Below are 17,114 nucleotides of genomic sequence, written 5' to 3'. Positions count from 1 at the left end.
TGCCCATTTTATACAGTTATCGCTAGGGTTTTCTTGGCGCCACCCTTTTTAGTTTAAAGCTGGCCAGGCTGAAGTGCGGGGAATCGGGGAATCTGTCAATGAGCTGCCGATACGCCTCACCGGCCTTTTCCGGCTCATTGAGCGCCTCATAGACTCGGCCCAGGCTAAGGAAGGCTTCATCCTTGAGTATGTTTCCTGGCAGCCTGACAATCTCCTCCCATTGGGCCGCGGCCTCGGTCAGTTTATTTTGAGCCTCATAAGTGTAAGCCAGGCTGTCCAAAATAAAAGGCCGCAGACTTTCTTCCTCGGGTTTGAGGACCTTGAGGCATTTCTTATAGGTGTATCTGGCCTCATCGTAGCGCTTAAGATGAAAATACAGGGTCCCGAGGTCGAGGAGGACCAGCCGGCCGGGGGTGGTTCGCGCGTACTTCGTGCTGACCCTTTCGAGCGCATCCAGGACCGCCTCGATCTCCTCCCCAGCGCCTTTATTGTCCCGGCTTTTGAGCCTGTTGGCCTGCGCCAGGGCCTCACTATAGGCAGCCAGGGCCTGCCCGGTGTGGCGATCCATGTAAACTTTTATCCCCATGACCGTAAGGAGCAGGGCCAGGGCTGCTGCGGCGCCGATGATAAATTTTCCCGGATGTCTGCCTACAAAACTAATAACCCTTTGAGTTTGGGTCATGAACTCATCGGATTGCGAGAGCAGTTCTTTGCGCGTCAGCTTTTTTTTGACCATCGCTCATTTCCTTTTAAAAAGATCATCTAACTGGGCCTTGACTCTGGCAGCGGCGTCATCATGCTCACGATCCGATGAAGTCAGGACAAAATATTCGCACGTGTTGCGGGCCTCCCGGTCCCGGACCGGTTCTGCCTGAGGCTCGCGGCAGTCATTGGAATAACCCGGGTCGTAGAACTCGCAGTTGAGGCAGACGTGGACATCCATGCCGCAATGGGCACAGAGTTCCCTGAAGGAAACCTTCCCCTCTAACTCCAAGGGCTTATGGCAGAAAAAACAAAGCGCCATAACGATTGAACATAGGCCAACCCCTGCGAGAGGTCAAGTAAAAATCTTAGACTCAAGCCAACCAGCCGGGTGGCTCGGCATTATTAGTAGAGGCCTGGTTGGCTCTGGGATAGGACTCGGGCGGTGGGCGCTCCCGGGCCGATCAGCGCAGGCGGGTCACTCTCTGGACGTTCTTCAGGCCTTTCAGCTGCTGAATCACCCGGCGCAGGTGATCCTTGTCAGTAACATGGATGGTGAAATCAGAGATGCCTTTATTATCCGGTGTGATCTCGACTTTAGCCTGGCTGATGTTGGCGTTCTCCTCAGCGATGGCGCCGCTCAGTTCGGCCAGCCCGCCTTTTTGTTCCCGGTTGACAACCTGGATATGGACCGGGTAGGTGATCTGTCCATTAGAATCGTCCATATCCCACTCCACCTCAATACGCCGCTCCGGATCAGTCTGCATCATGTTTTTGCAGTTGGCCGAGTGGACGGTGACACCGCGGCCCTGGGAGATGAACCCTATAATGTCCTCGCCAGGCAAGGGATTGCAGCAGCCGGCGAATCGGATCAGGATATCGTCCATACCGCGCACCTTGATGCCCTCGTGGGGCTTTTTCCGCATGGCCTGGACAACGCGGCCCACCAGGGAAGGCGCTTTTTCTTCAACGGTCTTGAACTTGCCGACGACCTGGTTGACCGTGATCTTTCCAAAACCGACCGCGACCAGGAGGTCTTCATAGCCATTTAATGAATACTCCCTGGCGACACGGTCCAGCTCTTCGGTCTTGAGAAGCTGATTGAAACTCAGCTCATGACGGCGAAACGCCTTTTCGATCATCTCCCGCCCGAGTGAGATGGACCGTGTTCGTTCTTCAATCCTGAACCACTGGCGGATACGATTGCGGGCCTTGGGGGTAATGACAAAGTTCAGCCAGTCCTTGCTGGGGGCGTGGTGCTTGGAGGTCAGGATTTCGACGGTGTCCCCGTTGCGAAGCTGATATTTCAAAGGAACAATGGCGCCGTTGATCTTGGCGCCGGTGCAGCGGTGTCCGACTTCGGTGTGGATGGAGTAAGCAAAGTCAACCGGGGTGGCGCCTTGAGGCAGTTCCTTGACGTCTCCGGCCGGAGTAAAGACATAGACTTCATACCGGAAGAGGTCTTCTTTCAAGCTCGTCAGAAATTCGGTGGGGTCCTTGAGCTCTTTGATCCATTCCAGGAGGGACCTTAGCCAGACGAACCGCTCGCTCTCGGTTTCCGTAGACTGGCTGCCGTCTTTGTATCGCCAGTGAGCGGCGATGCCGTTTTCAGCAAAGAGGTGCATTTCCTGGGTTCTAATCTGGACCTCCATGCGCTCTCCGTGCGGGCCGATGACCGTGGTATGGAGCGACTGGTAGCCGTTTTCCTTGGGCAGGGAAATGTAGTCCTTGAATCTCCCGGGAATGGGCTTGAGGATCAAGTGAATGACGCCTAGGGCGGCGTAGCAGTCTTTGACCGAGTCCACGATGATGCGGCAGGCCGTGACATCGTAAACCTGATTAATGGTCAGATCCTGCTCCATCATCTTGCGGTAGATGCTGTAAAGGTGCTTCGGCCGGCCTTCGATCTGACAGGAAACATTGAATTCTTCCATCTTGGGCTGGATGACTTCGATGAATTCACGGATGTATCGTTCCCGTTCGCCCCGCTGCCTGGTGATACCGGACAGCACCTCCTCATAAACCTTGGGTTCGAGGTAGAACAGAGACAGGTCTTCTAATTCGGATTGGACCTTGTAGATTCCGAGCCGGGAGGCCAGCGGAGCGTAAATCTCCAGAGTTTCCTGGGCAATGGGTATCTGTCTCGACTGCGGCAGATACCCGAGGGTGCGCATGTTATGAAGACGGTCCGCGAGCTTGACCAGGATGACGCGGATGTCAGTCGCCATGGCCAGGATCATCTTACGCATGTATTCGGCCTGATGTTCGGCGTAGGAAGAAAAGTTGATGCGGCTGATCGCGGTCTCCCCGTCAACGATATTGGCAACCTCGGGCCCGAACATGTTCCTGATATCGTCCAGGCTAGCTTTAGTGTCTTCGATCGTATCATGGAGTAGACCGGCCGCAATCGAGGCCACGTCAAGTTTCATGTCAGCCAGCAAACCGGCCACTTCCAGGGGATGGGACAAATAAGGCTCCCCGGAAAGGCGCACCTGTCCCTGGTGGACCTTGGCTGTAAAGATGTAGGCCTTTTCAATCAAAGCCAGGTCCGCGTGAGGGTGATATTCCTCAACCTTATCCAGTATTTCAGAGAACCGGCGCAATTTTCTGTTTATTCACCTCCCGTATCAGCCAGAAGGCGGTCTCGAATTTCCTTTATCTTCAGGGGCGCTTCGCTCAATTTTAAAAATTGAATCTCGCTTCCGGCGCGTTGCTTGAACTCGACCTCTTTGCGGGCGAGGGTCCGACGGCTGACAGCCAGGCGCAGCGGGATTCCCACCAGATCGGCGTCATTGAATTTAACGCCCGCCCGCTCGTTCCGGTCGTCGAGCAGGGTTTCGACCCCCAGGTCCTGCAAGGCCTGGTAAAGGTCTTCCGCGGCCTGGCGCACTTCTTCATCCTGAATCTGAAGCGGCAGGATGATAGCCTCATAGGGCGCCAGAGGCATGGGCCAGATGATGCCATGCTCGTCATGGTTTTGTTCGATGGCTGCGGCGACGGTCCGGCCGATGCCGATGCCATAGCAGCCCATGACGATCAGCGCGCTCCGGCCTTGAGGATCGAGAAAGGTGGCGTTCATGGCCTTGGAATATTTTACGCCCAGTTTGAAGACGTGTCCGACCTCAATGCCGCGTTTGAGCTCCAGTTCAGCCCCGCATCGCGGACAGGGGTCTTGAGCCCGGGCCAGGCGCAGGTCATGGTATTCGTCCACCATGAAGTCGCGACCGGGCACAACGCCGGTAAGGTGGTAGTCCTCTTCATTGGCCCCGACCACGGCCTGGCTCATGCCTTTGATGGCGTAATCGGCCAGGAGGCGCGCCTTGAGGCTGACTGGCCCGCTGAAGCCCACCGGTGCTCCGGTCAATGTCTGGATCAAGGCTGCATCAGCCATTTCCAAGGTAGGGTCGTGCAGGGTATTCCTGAGCTTAACCTCGTTGAGCTCGTGGTCCCCCCGCACCAAAGCCGCCACGGGTGAACCGTCTTCAGACTTATAGATAAGCGTTTTAATGAGGTCTTTCGGCTCCTTCTTCAGGAAACTGGTCACCTCTTCCACGGTACGCATGTCCCGGGTCAGAACCTTTTTGGACATAGGGGCGTTTGGAGAAATATCTGCCTGCGGCGGGGGCGCCAGTTCCGCTTTTTCCGTATTCGCGGCATACCCGCAGGACAGACAGTTGACCAGTGCGTCCTCGCCGGTATCTGCCAGGACCATGAATTCATAGGAGTAGCTCCCGCCGATGTCGCCGCTGTCAGCCTCAACCGCGGAAAAGCGGAGGCCGCAGCGTCTAAAAATCCGGCCATAGGCCTCGAACATGGCCCGGTAGCTTTGCTCGGCCCCGGCTTCATCAATGTCAAAACTATAGGCGTCCTTCATGCCGAACTCCCGGCCCCGCATCAGGCCGAACCGGGGCCGGATTTCATCCCTGAACTTGGTTTGAATTTGAAAGAGAGTCAGGGGAAGGTCTCGATAGGAGCGGACCTCTCGCCGGACCAGGTCAGTGATGACCTCTTCATGCGTCGGTCCCAGGCAGTATTCATTGGCATGCCGGTCCTTGAAGCGCAGGAGCAGCTTACCATAATGGTTCCACCGGCCTGACTCCTTCCAGATCTCGGCCGGCTGAACGAATGGCAGAAGGATTTCCTGAGCACCGGCCCGAAACATCTCCTGCCGCACGATATTTTCAAACTTGCGCAGGGCTAAAAGACCCAGGGGGAGATAAGAAAAAATACCGGTGGCCAGTTTTCTGATGAGCCCGGCCCGGATCAGAAGCCGGTGGCTTACCACTTCGGCTTCAGCCGGGTCTTCCTTGAGTGTGGGTAAAAACAATCTCGAACTTCGCATTCAGACTTTCTCAACCTGCTTGTTTTCTTCATTTACCAGCCGCAGGACCTCACCCACCAGCACGTCGGCCAGTTTTTCTTCAGGGACCTTGGACACCAGTTTACCGTTTTTAAAGAGGATACCCTGGCCGCGGCCTCCGGCCACACCGACCTGGGCCGATCGCGCCTCCCCCGGACCATTGACCACACAGCCCATGACCGCAACCTTGATCGGGGTCGCCAGGCCTGACAGCCTTTTTTCCACTTCTTCCACCAGACTGAAGAGATCAATCTCACATCGGCCGCAGATCGGGCATGAGATTATCTCCGGGCCGCGGTGGCGCAAATTCAGGGCGCGCAGGATTTCATAGGCCACACGGACCTCGTCCGCCGGGTCGCGGGTCAGGGAAACGCGAATCGTGTCCCCGATGCCTTCGGACAGGAGAAGACCGAGGCCCAGAGCGGACTTGACGGTTCCGGCGATCAGGGTCCCGGTCTCGGTGACTCCCAGATGGAGAGGGTAATCGGTCTCCCGGGCCATGAGCCGGTAAGCAGCGATAGTATCCAGCACATCGGAAGACTTGACCGAGACCTTGATCATATCGAAACCCGCGTCTTCCAGCAGGGCGATCTCCCGCCGGGCGCTCTCAACCATGGCCTCTGGACAAGGCCGACCGTATTTTTCAAGCAGGTCTTTGTCCAGGGAACCGGCATTGACCCCGACGCGAATGGGCACGCCCCTGGCCTTGGCCTCGACCGCGATCTTTCTAACCTCGGCCCGGCCGCCGATGTTGCCCGGGTTGAGCCTCAGCCCGTTTACACCCTGGTCCAGGGCCATCAGAGCCAGCCGGGGATCAAAATGAATGTCCGCCACCAGAGGCAGACTTGATTTCGACCTGATCCGGCTCAAGGCCAAGGCGGCCTCCTCGTCAGGCACGGCCACGCGGACCACCTCGCATCCGGCTTCAGCCAAACGCTCGATCTGGGCGCAGGTGGCCTCCACATCCCGGGTGTCGGTTTTGGTCATGGACTGCACCACCACCGGAGCGCCGCCGCCAATGTCCACGTTTCCAAGGCAAAGCCTTCTGGTCTGTTCGCGCCTGGTCAAAACTGTTTAAATTACGCCTCCACAAGAAAATTCACGGGAGATTATGTCCCTTAAATTAATACTTTAAGGCTTCGAGCCGGTCTTTGTCAATATGCCTTGTTAAATAAATTAAGAATAATTAAGGATTTTTCTAGGTTCCGGCTCAGGTGAAGGCTTCAAAGATAAGGGGTAAAATTTGGTGAAAGAATCAAATGATGATATAATAATATCTTATACGCGGCATAAGCGAGCGAAGCGGATACGTTCGTTGAATATTAACTTGCAATTCTCAAACCCGTGGAATAAAATAGTAACAAAATAAGTACTCTGTTGCGATTTATAGCAATTATCAATGCCGTAACCCGGCAGGGAAGGCAATTTTTTTCGGCCATGAAGGTGAAGTAAAATGCCCGAGATCGTCAAGAAAAAATCAAGTTTCGTAGGGACCATTCGGGATCAAACCGGCGATCAAGCGCTATACAAGATCGGCGAAATCCTGAAGAAAGAAGGGCAGATTACGGCCCGGCAGCTGGATGACGCCATGGCCATCCATAAGAAAGACGGGGGCTTTATCGGCAGTATCCTCCTCAAGAACGGAGATATTGACGAAAACACCATCCCGAACCTGCTCTCCCGTAAATACAACTACCCCATCATCAATATCGCTGAACAGGAGATAGACCGCAAAGTCGTCAATCTGGTGCCGTATGAACTGGCCCGGAAATATTTCGCCTTCCCGGTGCGCCTGAAAGACAAATCCCTGCTGATGGCCATGACCGAACCGACAAATTCAGGGGCTGTGGAGGATATGACCAGGCATACGAAGGTCACCATCAGGGCTGGAGTCGCTGACGAAAAAGACCTTGTTGAAGCCTATCGTAAGTATTACAAGATTGACGACGCGGAGTATCAGTCCTTCTTCGAGCAGACCTCGGCCGAGGAAGATGACGAACAGATGAGCATCACGGATGTCGAGAACTTCGGCGACCTGGTGGGCGAGGTGGCCGATGAGTTCGTAAGCGGTGACAGCTCCGGGGCGGACGAGGTTAACGGCCAATTCCAGGCCTCGGACGCCCCCATCATCAAGCTGGTCAACGGTATTTTAATCAAGGCCATCAAGGACGGTATCTCGGACGTCCATATCGAGCCGTTTGAAAAGGCCTTTTATGTGCGCTACCGTCTTGATGGCGCTCTTTTTAAGACCATGAACCTGCCTCTTGAGATCAAGAACGCCATAACGGCGCGGTTCAAGATCATCTCCGGCCTGGATATCACCGAGAAGCGAGTCCCCCAGGACGGCCGGATCAAGATGAGGCTCGGCCCGCGCAAGGAAGTAGATTTTCGCGTCTCTTCCCTGCCCACTCTTTTTGGCGAGTCCATCGTTTTACGAATACTCGATAAAAGCGGCCTCAACGTTGACCTGACCAGAATGGGCCTGACCCAGGAAGACCTGGCCAAATTCATGAGGGCCATCGCCCGTCCTTACGGCCTAGTTCTGGTTACCGGGCCGACCGGTTCAGGCAAGACGACCACGCTTTACTCGGCCATGAGCATTTTAAATAAAGAGAACGTCAAGATTCTGACTGCTGAAGACCCGGTGGAGTTCAATTTCAGGGGTATCAATCAGGTCAACGTCAATAATGAAGTCGGCATGACCTTTGCCGTCGCCCTGAAGTCCTTTCTGCGCCAGGACCCGGATATCTGCATGATCGGTGAGATTCGAGACATTGAAACCGGTTCCATCGCGACCGAGGCGGCCATGACCGGCCACCTGGTGTTTTCAACGCTGCATACCAACGACTGCGCCGGAACGGTGACCCGCCTCACAGACATGGGCGTCCCCTCCTTCAATGTCGCCTCTTCGGTTACGCTGATCACGGCCCAGCGGCTCCTGAGGCGGATCTGCCCGAAGTGTAAGGCCCCGGTCACCAAAATGAGCGCCAACAAGCTTCTGGAGGCCGGTTTTGACAAATCGGAATTCTCCAGCCTGCACCTGTATGAAGGCAAAGGCTGCCCGCACTGCTCGGGCACCGGATATAAAGGCCGCGTCGGCGCGTTCGAGGTCATGGAGATCACGGAAGATATCGCACAGGCCATCTCTTCAGAGGTGCCGGAAAGCCAGCTCCGAAAGATCGCCATCAAGGAAGGCATGAAAACCCTGCGCCAGGACGCGCTGATCAAGGTCAAACAGGGCATCATTACCCTGGATCAGGCCCTGGAAAAAACCGTTCTGCAAAAGGAAAGCCTGCCCGCCTACCTGCTCAATCCGGACGAACAGGTATTTGAAAACAACGACATCATCATTCGAGAAGGCAACGCGGACAATAATTTCTATAAACTCATCCAGGGCTGCCTCGAAGTCGTTAAAGGCAATGAAAAAATCGCCGAAATCTCCGAACCTGACTCCTATTTCGGTGAAATGAGCGCCTTGATGGGCGGCAAACGAACCGCAACCATCCGCTCCATGGGCAAGAGTATCGTCAAGGTCTTTCCAGGCGATAAACTATGGGAAACCCTGGAAAATTACCCTGATATCAGCAAGCAGGTTATCACGACCCTGGTGCGGCGCCTGGAGGACATTAACCAGCGCGTCATTGAGCTGGTTGATCAAAAAACCGAGGCCGAACGCACCCTCAAGGCTGTTGCACCTCGCTCTCCAATTGGATACCAGCAACCCGTCCCGCTCGAAAGGCGCGGTGAGGCCGATCTAGCAGACCTGGAAAAAGAAGCCCTGGAAAAAAAGACCGCAGCCAGTTCCGTGAGTGGAGCCGCGGTGAAATCATCTCCCCCGCCCCTGGAGACGAGCGGGAGCTAGACCGGGAATACCTGTCCTAAAAAGGGACCTTGTCCGGCGGCCGCCTTTCCGGGATATAGACGTGAGGGACCGTCCCTTCGTTCCATTCCTTTGAAACGTAAAGATTGCAGTAGCAGCTCCCGTAGTCTGCCACGTCCGGCTCGCGATAGAGGCAAGGACAGATGATATCCGCGTCCTTCTGGCGGTCCCCGGAAGCCAGCCGACAGGGGCAGCACATGTAGCCGTATCTTTCCCTGTTGGTCAAAAGCGCTTCCAGCAGTTCAAAGACCCTTTCCCGGTCTGCATTAAAAAAATATCCTTTGGGCTCCTGGATCTTTTTCAGGCTTTGGTAGAGCTTTTCGACCGCAGTCATATCCCTAAGGCCTCTTTTATTTTATCCTCGTGAAATCCGATAATTACTTTTTCGCCGATAACGATGGTCGGGAAGGTAAGTGCTGAATTACACTGTTTTACCTCTTCCAGGATCGCCTTTTGCTCCTCCCCGGAAGCCAGGTCCACCTCAACCATATCGTATTCGACCCCGTGGTCGTTCAAAAGCTTCTTGGCGCTCTTGCAATGGCTGCATGTACTGAGGGCATACAGCCTTATTTTTTCGGGCATCCCGCCTCCTTTCTCATCCGGCCTCTAATATCTGGTCATGAAGTGGTAATTCAGATGAAGGCTCTTCACGTCACGACCGTCTTCCAGGTAAAAGTCGAACCTGGCCTTGCGATCAGCCGGGATATAGGTCGGTTGAAGAAAGGCTTCTTTGCGCCCGAGGTAGCGATTGAACTGATCGTAAGCCATGACGATAAGGCGGCACGCCTGGATGTTTTGCCCGGTCAGATTGCGCACCCGGCCTGAGACATGGACCCGGTCCATGTCTTTTTGGTAATACCAGGAAAATGCAATCAGTTCCAGGTTAAGACCCCGGGCCTTTTCATTGCGTACCGCTGTATCATGCGTCGGCCTGAGCTGAGCGGGTCCCGGCCTGTTTGCCTCGCAGCCAAGCACCGACGCGATGATCAGCGCCGCCAAGGTCAGGCCGAACAGTCTCTGTTTCACCTTTCCATCCTCCTGAAAAACTAGAAAAAATAAAGGCCCGCAGCATGGGCCTTGAGGAACGATTCCCGCACCCCTGGTGTTATGTCCCAAAATTAGACGAGTAAAATGTCTCATAGCTTGTCATTGCGAGCCTTTTGCTTCTCCGCGGAGCACTCTCCTGTTTAATTTTTCCAAAAGCTCTTTTGCCAATCGCTCTAATAAGGAGCGTTCAGGCCGGTATATCCAGATATATGCGGGCGGGGTTTATCCCCGCCCTCTTCCAAAACTTGAAAACAGTTTCTTTGTCAAATAACCCTACGGCTCCTGCCGAAGGGCCGGGGGCTCGCAATGTCGGGTCGTTTTAAAAATGACGGAAAGTCCATTTGAATTATTACTTTTTTACGAGACACCACACTGGTACGGACTTGAGGCTCAACAGGCGGCCTGAAGTTATGCGGCTCGACGAATTTTTTTCTTGAGCCGGTTAATTTTTTTCCGCAGTATTTCAATGTTCTTTTTGCTTTGGCCCAGCTCGAAAGCCTTTTCTTTTTCGGCCTTAAGGGCTTTAATTTTCTTCTTCAGCTCCCGGATATCCTGCCCTTTTTCTTTTTTCTCCTCCTTGATGCCTCGAACCTCTTTAATGGCGGTAATCAGTTCGGCCTTGTTCATGCCGTGCACGCCGGTCAGTTCGGGTATGGTCAGCCCCAGCTCGCGCAGTTCCTTGGCCGTCATCTTCTCCAGGGGTTTATCTTTTTTATTCATTCGTTCTTTTTTTGCCATACCAACTCCTTTTTTAAACGGTGGTCTCAAACAGGGGAAATATAGCCGGTGGCGCGTCAATTTTGAAGAAGAAATCAAGCCAACCGGCTGGTAGCCTTGAGGTCATTTCGCTGCGAACGTGGCGCCGGAAGAATTATCCGGGGGTCCTAGTCCTCGGATTCTTCTTCGTTTTCTTTTGATTCCTCCTGTGCCTCAAGCGCTTCAGTTAATTTCAGAAAAGGCCTGAAGAGGTCAATCGGCACCGGGAAAATGGTGGTGGTGTTGCCTTCCGAAGAGATCTCCCGCACGGTTTGCAGGAACCTGAGCTGCAGGGCTATGGGGTGATCCCGGATGGTGGTGGCTGCCTCAGCCAGCTTGGTGGCGGCCTGGGACTCACCAAGGGCATTGATAACCTTGGCCCGGCGCTCCCTCTCGGCCTCAGCCTGCTTGGCCATGGCCCGCTGCATATCCGCAGGCAGATCAATATGCTTGACCTCGACGTTTGCGACCTTGATGCCCCAGGGATCGGTGTGCTCGTCGAGATACTCCTGGAGCTTGGTGTTGATCCGCTCTCTCTCGCTGAGAAGCTCGTCCAGTTCGGCCTGACCGCAGACGCTTCTGAGAGACGTTTGAGAAAGCTGGGAGGTGGCGTAGAGATAATCTTCCACCTCGATAATGGCCTTGATCGGCTCCATGACCCGGAAGTAAACCACGGCGTTCACCTTGATCGAAACGTTGTCCCGGGTAATGACGTCCTGAGGCGGAACGTCCATGGCCACCAGGCGCAGGGTGACGCGCGTCATCTTATCAATAACCGGAATCAGGATAATCAGGCCCGGCCCCTTGGCTTTGGGCAGGACCCTGCCCAGTCGAAAGATAACCCCTCGTTCATACTGCTTGACGATGCGTATTGCCGAAGAAAGAAAAAGTACGACAAGGACGATAATAACGATCGCGAAATACATGTCTCCCTCCCTCTCTGGCCAGGCCGTAAGATGATAAGGCCTTGCCTTTTTTAGTATTGATTATCCTCTTTTATGTACAGTTCTATCTTAAAGACTAGATAAAGCGTTTTTGGAAAATGCAGGGCTTGTCTAAAGAAAAATTATTAATCGGCGCGACTGATTTTCCTGATTTCGAGGTTGAGGTTGTTCACCGCAACCACCTCGATTTCATCTCCTGGTTTAAGATTTTCCTCTCCAAAGGCCTTCCACCACTCCCCGTGAACCAAAACCTTGCCTTTATTGGTCTCCCACTCCTTGACCGGACCTTTAAGTCCGATCATGCCGTCGGGACCGGTTATGGTTAACCCCCTGACATGGACCTTGACGACCAGGGACGCCACGACTGCGAAAAAGCCTCCGATAAGGATTACCGTAGGGAGAATGACGCTCAAAGAGACGCGCAGGTAATCATGCGGGCTTTTGATGAGCATGAGGGAGCCTATGGTAAGGCTGGCCAGGCCTGCCAGGCTCAGCATGCCGTAGGAGACGACTTTGAGTTCCAGGATAAAGAAGATGATGCCCAGGATAATGAGTAAAACCCCGGCATAATTAACGGGCAGGGTTTGAAAGGCGTAAAGGGCCAGGATGATAAACAGGCCGCCCAGGACGCCGGGCAAAATGGCCCCGGGATTGGACAGCTCAAAGTACAAACCGGCCAGGCCTAACATCATCAAGATATAGGCGATGTTCGGGTTGGCCAGGGTCTTTAGAATTCGGTCCCGCAGACTCTCCTCCAGACGGACCACCTCGACCTCAGCCGTGGCAAGTGTCAGGTCCAGCCCCGCCCGCTTGATCTGGCGGCCGTTAATCTTTTTCAGCAGATCGGTCCGGCTTATGGCCACCAGGTCTATAACCCCGAGCTTGAGGGCCTCGGAAGCCGAGGCGGACACACTCTCACGCACGGCCTTTTCGGCCCATTCGATGTTGCGGTCCCTGTGCTTGGCAATGCTCTGGATCAGGGCCACCATGTCGTTAACCACCTTCTTGGCCATCTCGCCCTGGATATCCTTGCCTTCAGCGCTCACCGGATGAGCCGCTCCGATGTTCGTCCCAGGCGCCATGGCCGCCACATCCGCGGCCAGGGTGATCATGACGCCGGCCGAGGCCGCCTGGGCCCCGGCTGGAGAAACATAAACGATCACGGGCAGCGGGGCGTTCATGATGGCCTTGACCATGTCCCTCATGGACTCTCCCAGGCCGCCGGGGGTATCGAGTTCGACGAGTAAGGCGTGCGCGCCAGCCTCACGGGCCTTGGCAATGGATGAGGTCAGGAAGCCTGTGGTGGCAGGGCTGATGACCCCTTCGAGGCGGATGACATAGACAGGCCCCTGATTCGAAGATTCCTGGGCATAAAGAACACCGGCCGCGGCCAGAGCGATCCATAAAAGGGCTATCAATCCCCGAAAACCGACTGATCTAATTTGTAAAAGTCTCATTAGCACTGCACCCAATATTTTACAGGATAAATTAGAAACTGCAAGATTAAAAAGAGTACCTCGATTTGAAGGCTAAAATCAGCTTTCAACGCCTGATCCAGACGATGAAGCCGGTCAATGAACATCAACGCCGGTGACAGGACATAAGGTGACCCGGGGAAATCTCTCTTAAGACCGGGAAGTCGGCCTGGCAGACCGCCACCTGCTCCGCACAGCGGGGATGGAAGAAACATCCGGACGGCGGATGGATCGGGCTGGGAACATCGCCCGTAAGCGGCTGAGTCTTTTTCCTGGCCCCCGGTTTGGGCACCGGTTCCGATGCCAGCAGGGCCAGGGTATAAGGGTGGTGCTGGACCTGACCAAATCTTTCTCTGGGAATCACTTCCACCAGTCGGCCCAGATACATCACGGCGATACGATCCGAGACGTGACGCACCAGGGAAAGATTATGGGCGATGAAGACATAGGTCAGGTTGAACCTGTCCTGTAGGTCTTTGAGCAGATTGACGACCTGGGCCTGAATGGAGACGTCCAGGGCCGAGACCGGTTCGTCAGCCACGATCAGGTCAGGGCTTAAGGACAGGGCCCGGGCAATGCCCACCCGCTGACGCTGCCCTCCGGAAAATTCATGGGGATATCGTCCGTAGTATTCCGGCCGCAAACCCACCTCCTGCATAAGCTCGAGCACCTTTTCCCGCCGCTGCCTCCGGTTTCCCAGACCGTGAATGCGCCAGGACTCCCCGATAATACTGCCGATGGTTTTGCGGGGGTTGAGCGAGGAATAAGGGTCCTGGAAGATCATCTGCACCCGCCGCCGAAACTTCATTTCCTCCTGATGGGTCATGTGCGAGAGATCCTGCCCGTCAAAGATGATCTTCCCGCTGGAAGGCCTTTCCAGGCGCACGATTAAACGAGCCAGGGTGCTCTTCCCGCACCCGGATTCACCCACCAGCCCCAGGCACTCTCCAGGCTGAATCGCAAGGCTGACCCGGTTCACGGCCGTCAATGTCTCTTGACCGCCCCGGAAGGCAGAGGCCTTCACCTTAAAGTTCTTTTTCAAATCAAGGAGTTTTAACAGAGGCGTCATGCCGTATGCCTGTACCTGAAGCAGCGGACAAAATGTTCCCGGCCAAGCTGGTATAAAGGCGGCTCTTCAACCGCACAGAGTTCAAAGACATCCGGGCAGCGGTCCCGGAATTTGCAGCCCGAAGGCAGGTCAAGGAGCGAAGGCACAATGCCAGTGATGGTTTCCAGCCGGTCCTGAGGCGCCTCAGCGGCCGCTGGAGGCAGGGAATGGAGCAGGCCCAGGGTATAGGGGTGCGCGGTGTGCTCGAACAGCTCATCCATGGGGGCGTATTCCACGATGCGGCCGGTATACATGACCGCGACCCGGTCCGCCATCTCCGCCACCACGCCCAGGTTGTGCGTGATTAAGAGAATGGTGGTTTTTATCTCCTCCTTGAGCTGATTCATGAGCGCCAGGATCTGCGCCTGGATGGTAACGTCCAGGGCCGTGGTCGGCTCGTCGGCTATCATCACCTGTGGCCGGCAGGCCAGGGCCATGGCAATCATGACCCGCTGGCGCATGCCTCCGCTTAAGTGGTGAGGATACTCCCGGATGCGCTTCTCAGGCGACGGGATGCCGACCTGCTGAAGTATCTCCACCGAAGCAGCCAGGGCCTCAGACCTGTTCATGCCTTGATGCAGCCTGAAGACCTCCCCGATCTGGTCGCCCACGGTCAGGACCGGGTTGAGGGAGGTCATGGGCTCCTGGAAGATCATGGAGATATCATTGCCTCGGAGGCGGCGCATCTCCTCTTCGGAAAGCTTAAGCAGGTCTTGACTGCCAAACAGAATCCGGCCCGATTCGATGCGGCCAGGCGGGTGAGGCACCAGGCGCATGATGGAGAGAGCGGTGACGCTCTTGCCGCAGCCTGACTCGCCCACCAGCCCGAGGGTCTGGCCCTCGGCAAGCTCCAGCGAGACTCGGTCCACGGCCTTGACCAGCCCGGCGCGGGTCTCAAACACGGTCGTCAGGTCTTCAATCTTGAGAAAAGGCTGTGAAGGCATTAGCGTTTTAACTCACAAAAATCACGAGAAAAATATCACAGGCCTTTCATCGAGGTCAAATGTTAAACTGGAAAATGCGGCTGGAGGTCTGGTTAGGATAGTTGAAAGAACGTAAATATCAAGAAATTAGCATGGTGTTCCTTAATTTTTAAGTTTTGTCATGTCATATTTGTTAAGGACGTGCCTTAATTCGCTTCATAAAGGGCTCGGTTTTCGGAGTTCATAAAAAAATCTTGGTTATTATACTTCAGAACTGTGAGCTAATTTTAATTAGTGGGTTATATTAGGGCATTCAATAAGGGCAACGAGAAAGGCGCATAGACATGTGGAGGAAACAATTCCTAAAATAATTGTAATCATAGGTATTTTCGTAGATTATTTCTATTTTAAAAAAAATTCTTGACAGATACTTTCAATTTAGTTAAAAATATTCCTTCAATATTACCTACACGAAAAAAATATTAAATAGGGAAGGTGATGATTACTGAAAATGAGCGCGAGAAACTGGCCATGATATCGGGTGAGGAAGCTCGGGAAAATGTTTCTGAACTGATTATTCCTATTGATAGAACCGCTGGCTCCGAAGCGGAACATGAAGGAGCCCGAAAAGTCAAAGGCAAGCTTGAAACCTATGTTGATTCCTGTGAGCTGGAGGGAGTTCCTGTCACTGTCTATACTAAAACCGAAGGCCGATTGGAGGTCGTATTTCCGGTCCAGGTTTCCATCCCCTGCGCTGCCACACGATTGGCTGGGTCAGGAAGCGGCACGGTGACATTGCTGGATGCGGGCCATGGGCGTGCGGCTGATTATAATAATCTGGGTAGCGATATCAACTCCGCGGCAGTTCTTGCAACCTGTAAATCACCCACCGCTTCTATTTCAGAAAGGGCAAGTATGTGTCTTGAGGCTAGAAACCACAAGGCAAGCTGCCTTTTATACAACACACCGGAAAAGGATGATAATGTCGTTTCAGCTCATGTCAGTAATATTAATTTTCCGGCCTTAAGCATAAGTAATCGCGCCGCCGCCGACCTGAGATCTTTATTGGCCGAACATGGTGAGGTTAAAATAAATTTTGAGTCGAATTTAGAATCCGCGGACAGCACAACCTATAACGTGGTGGGAAACATTGTCGGTTCTAAATATCCTAATGAGGTTATCTATATCACCGCGCATCACGATTCTTGGTTCTACGGGGCCAATGACAATATGTCCTCGGTGGCCTGCCTTTTAGAAACCGCCAAGATATTTAACAAATATCGGCCCAGACGAACCATCAGGTTTGTCATATTCGGTTCTGAAGAGTCAGGTGGTAAGGCTGAGGAATCAGCGCAATTTGGTGAATGCGGTTCCGCCGGCTATTGTAAAGCCCACTATGAAGCCCTAACCGGGCAACTTGATGAAATTCCGATTTGTATCATTAACGGCGAATTCATGGGTTATTCGCAGCTCATGGATGCCATGTGTTCACCTGAGCTTATTCCTGGCGCCCGTGAGGTGGCCTCGGATTTAGGGGAATACGCCCGGGCGGTAGAACCAACCCCATATTGGTATCTTAGCGATCAGGTACAGTTTCACCTGAGAGGTGTCTCTTCCATAATGTTTTGGATGACACCGGACCTGGGGACAGGCAGGCGCTCGCCTTTTTTTGCCTTCTACCACAGTGATGGTGACAATATGGATATGATTAAGGCTAAGGCGCTTAAAAAAAACGCCGAGCTTATGGCGTTGATGGCTATGCGGTTTGATTCTGTTGATTTCCCTTACTCTCTTGAAACCCTGAGGGATGCGGCTGTGAGAGGAACCGGTTGCCTAATGAATAGTGACAGAATCAGACAGGTCTATGATGAAAAGGTCAAACAATGCCTCGAGGAAGAGAGCAGGGAAGAAAAATTAAG

The 17,114-nt window shown here is 54.0% G+C and carries 15 protein-coding genes; 2 read left to right on the top strand and 13 right to left on the bottom strand.

Features of this window, described 5'->3' with window-relative positions; translation table 11 throughout:
• Positions 1-22: 22 nt before the first annotated feature.
• From JRI95_06245 to ispG, 5 genes are all read right to left on the bottom strand, one after another.
• Positions 23-736: a tetratricopeptide repeat protein gene (locus JRI95_06245; GenBank protein ID MBW2061151.1), complete on the bottom strand. Its 714-nt coding sequence runs from the start codon at positions 734-736 to the stop codon at positions 23-25.
• A gap of 3 nt (positions 737-739) precedes the next feature.
• Entirely contained in the window at positions 740-1,024 is a 285-nt protein-coding gene (locus JRI95_06240; GenBank protein ID MBW2061150.1) for a hypothetical protein, read from the bottom strand.
• 142 nt (positions 1,025-1,166) lie between these two features.
• On the bottom strand, positions 1,167-3,305 hold the full coding sequence (locus JRI95_06235) for a bifunctional (p)ppGpp synthetase/guanosine-3',5'-bis(diphosphate) 3'-pyrophosphohydrolase (GenBank protein ID MBW2061149.1): 2,139 nt from the start codon (positions 3,303-3,305) through the stop codon (positions 1,167-1,169).
• Positions 3,306-3,313: 8 nt separating this feature from the next.
• The gene (locus JRI95_06230; GenBank protein MBW2061148.1) at positions 3,314-5,044 is read right to left on the bottom strand and encodes a proline--tRNA ligase; all 1,731 of its coding nucleotides are present in this window, start codon (positions 5,042-5,044) and stop codon (positions 3,314-3,316) included.
• Entirely contained in the window at positions 5,045-6,130 is a 1,086-nt protein-coding gene (gene ispG / locus JRI95_06225) for a flavodoxin-dependent (E)-4-hydroxy-3-methylbut-2-enyl-diphosphate synthase (GenBank protein ID MBW2061147.1), read from the bottom strand.
• A 385-nt stretch (positions 6,131-6,515) separates the two neighbouring features.
• Between ispG and pilB the strand changes: the two genes are divergently transcribed.
• Positions 6,516-8,924 carry a type IV-A pilus assembly ATPase PilB gene (gene pilB, locus JRI95_06220; protein MBW2061146.1) on the top strand — a complete coding sequence of 803 codons (2,409 nt, stop codon included), beginning with the start codon at positions 6,516-6,518 and terminating at the stop codon, positions 8,922-8,924.
• Between the two features lie 16 nt (positions 8,925-8,940).
• On the opposite strand, the gene JRI95_06215 is transcribed toward pilB, so the two are convergent.
• The 8 genes from JRI95_06215 to JRI95_06180 form a co-directional block, all read right to left on the bottom strand.
• Positions 8,941-9,276, bottom strand: coding sequence for a ferredoxin:thioredoxin reductase (locus JRI95_06215; GenBank protein ID MBW2061145.1), 336 nt, complete (start codon positions 9,274-9,276; stop codon positions 8,941-8,943).
• Positions 9,273-9,524, bottom strand: a complete 252-nt coding sequence (locus JRI95_06210) for a glutaredoxin family protein (GenBank protein ID MBW2061144.1) — start codon at positions 9,522-9,524, stop codon at positions 9,273-9,275. The genes JRI95_06215 and JRI95_06210 overlap by 4 nt, the downstream gene beginning before the upstream one ends.
• 24 nt (positions 9,525-9,548) lie before the next feature.
• Positions 9,549-9,968: a hypothetical protein gene (locus JRI95_06205; protein ID MBW2061143.1), complete on the bottom strand. Its 420-nt coding sequence runs from the start codon at positions 9,966-9,968 to the stop codon at positions 9,549-9,551.
• Positions 9,969-10,397: 429 nt separating this feature from the next.
• Positions 10,398-10,727, bottom strand: coding sequence for a transcription termination factor Rho (locus JRI95_06200; protein MBW2061142.1), 330 nt, complete (start codon positions 10,725-10,727; stop codon positions 10,398-10,400).
• A gap of 146 nt (positions 10,728-10,873) precedes the next feature.
• Positions 10,874-11,671: a slipin family protein gene (locus JRI95_06195; GenBank protein ID MBW2061141.1), complete on the bottom strand. Its 798-nt coding sequence runs from the start codon at positions 11,669-11,671 to the stop codon at positions 10,874-10,876.
• Between the two features lie 143 nt (positions 11,672-11,814).
• Positions 11,815-13,146 carry a nodulation protein NfeD gene (locus tag JRI95_06190; protein MBW2061140.1) on the bottom strand — a complete coding sequence of 444 codons (1,332 nt, stop codon included), beginning with the start codon at positions 13,144-13,146 and terminating at the stop codon, positions 11,815-11,817.
• Positions 13,147-13,270: 124 nt separating this feature from the next.
• Positions 13,271-14,233, bottom strand: a complete 963-nt coding sequence (locus JRI95_06185; GenBank protein ID MBW2061139.1) for an ATP-binding cassette domain-containing protein — start codon at positions 14,231-14,233, stop codon at positions 13,271-13,273.
• Complete coding sequence (locus tag JRI95_06180) at positions 14,230-15,216, bottom strand: ABC transporter ATP-binding protein (protein ID MBW2061138.1); 987 nt, start codon at positions 15,214-15,216, stop codon at positions 14,230-14,232. The genes JRI95_06185 and JRI95_06180 overlap by 4 nt, the downstream gene beginning before the upstream one ends.
• 477 nt (positions 15,217-15,693) lie before the next feature.
• Here JRI95_06180 and JRI95_06175 point away from each other — a divergent pair.
• A partial coding sequence (locus tag JRI95_06175) for a M20/M25/M40 family metallo-hydrolase (protein MBW2061137.1) occupies positions 15,694-17,114 on the top strand: 1,421 nt, incomplete at its 3' end.

The organism is Deltaproteobacteria bacterium (genome assembly GCA_019308995.1).
Lineage (GTDB): Bacteria > Desulfobacterota > Desulfarculia > Adiutricales > JAFDHD01 > JAFDHD01.
This window is presented reverse-complemented; position numbering and strand designations above follow the sequence as displayed.

What these genes read in the sequence shown, in the direction of transcription:
- JRI95_06245 (MBW2061151.1), bottom strand. Translation starts at nt 736, where the DNA reads ATGGTCAAAAAAAAGCTGACGCGCAAAGAACTGCTCTCGCAATCCGAT.
- JRI95_06240 (MBW2061150.1), bottom strand. Translation starts at nt 1,024, where the DNA reads ATGGCGCTTTGTTTTTTCTGCCATAAGCCCTTGGAGTTAGAGGGGAAG.
- JRI95_06230 (MBW2061148.1), bottom strand. Translation starts at nt 5,044, where the DNA reads ATGCGAAGTTCGAGATTGTTTTTACCCACACTCAAGGAAGACCCGGCT.
- pilB (MBW2061146.1), top strand. Translation starts at nt 6,516, where the DNA reads ATGCCCGAGATCGTCAAGAAAAAATCAAGTTTCGTAGGGACCATTCGG.
- JRI95_06215 (MBW2061145.1), bottom strand. Translation starts at nt 9,276, where the DNA reads ATGACTGCGGTCGAAAAGCTCTACCAAAGCCTGAAAAAGATCCAGGAG.
- JRI95_06210 (MBW2061144.1), bottom strand. Translation starts at nt 9,524, where the DNA reads ATGCCCGAAAAAATAAGGCTGTATGCCCTCAGTACATGCAGCCATTGC.
- JRI95_06200 (MBW2061142.1), bottom strand. Translation starts at nt 10,727, where the DNA reads ATGGCAAAAAAAGAACGAATGAATAAAAAAGATAAACCCCTGGAGAAG.
- JRI95_06195 (MBW2061141.1), bottom strand. Translation starts at nt 11,671, where the DNA reads ATGTATTTCGCGATCGTTATTATCGTCCTTGTCGTACTTTTTCTTTCT.
- JRI95_06190 (MBW2061140.1), bottom strand. Translation starts at nt 13,146, where the DNA reads ATGAGACTTTTACAAATTAGATCAGTCGGTTTTCGGGGATTGATAGCC.
- JRI95_06185 (MBW2061139.1), bottom strand. Translation starts at nt 14,233, where the DNA reads ATGACGCCTCTGTTAAAACTCCTTGATTTGAAAAAGAACTTTAAGGTG.
- JRI95_06180 (MBW2061138.1), bottom strand. Translation starts at nt 15,216, where the DNA reads ATGCCTTCACAGCCTTTTCTCAAGATTGAAGACCTGACGACCGTGTTT.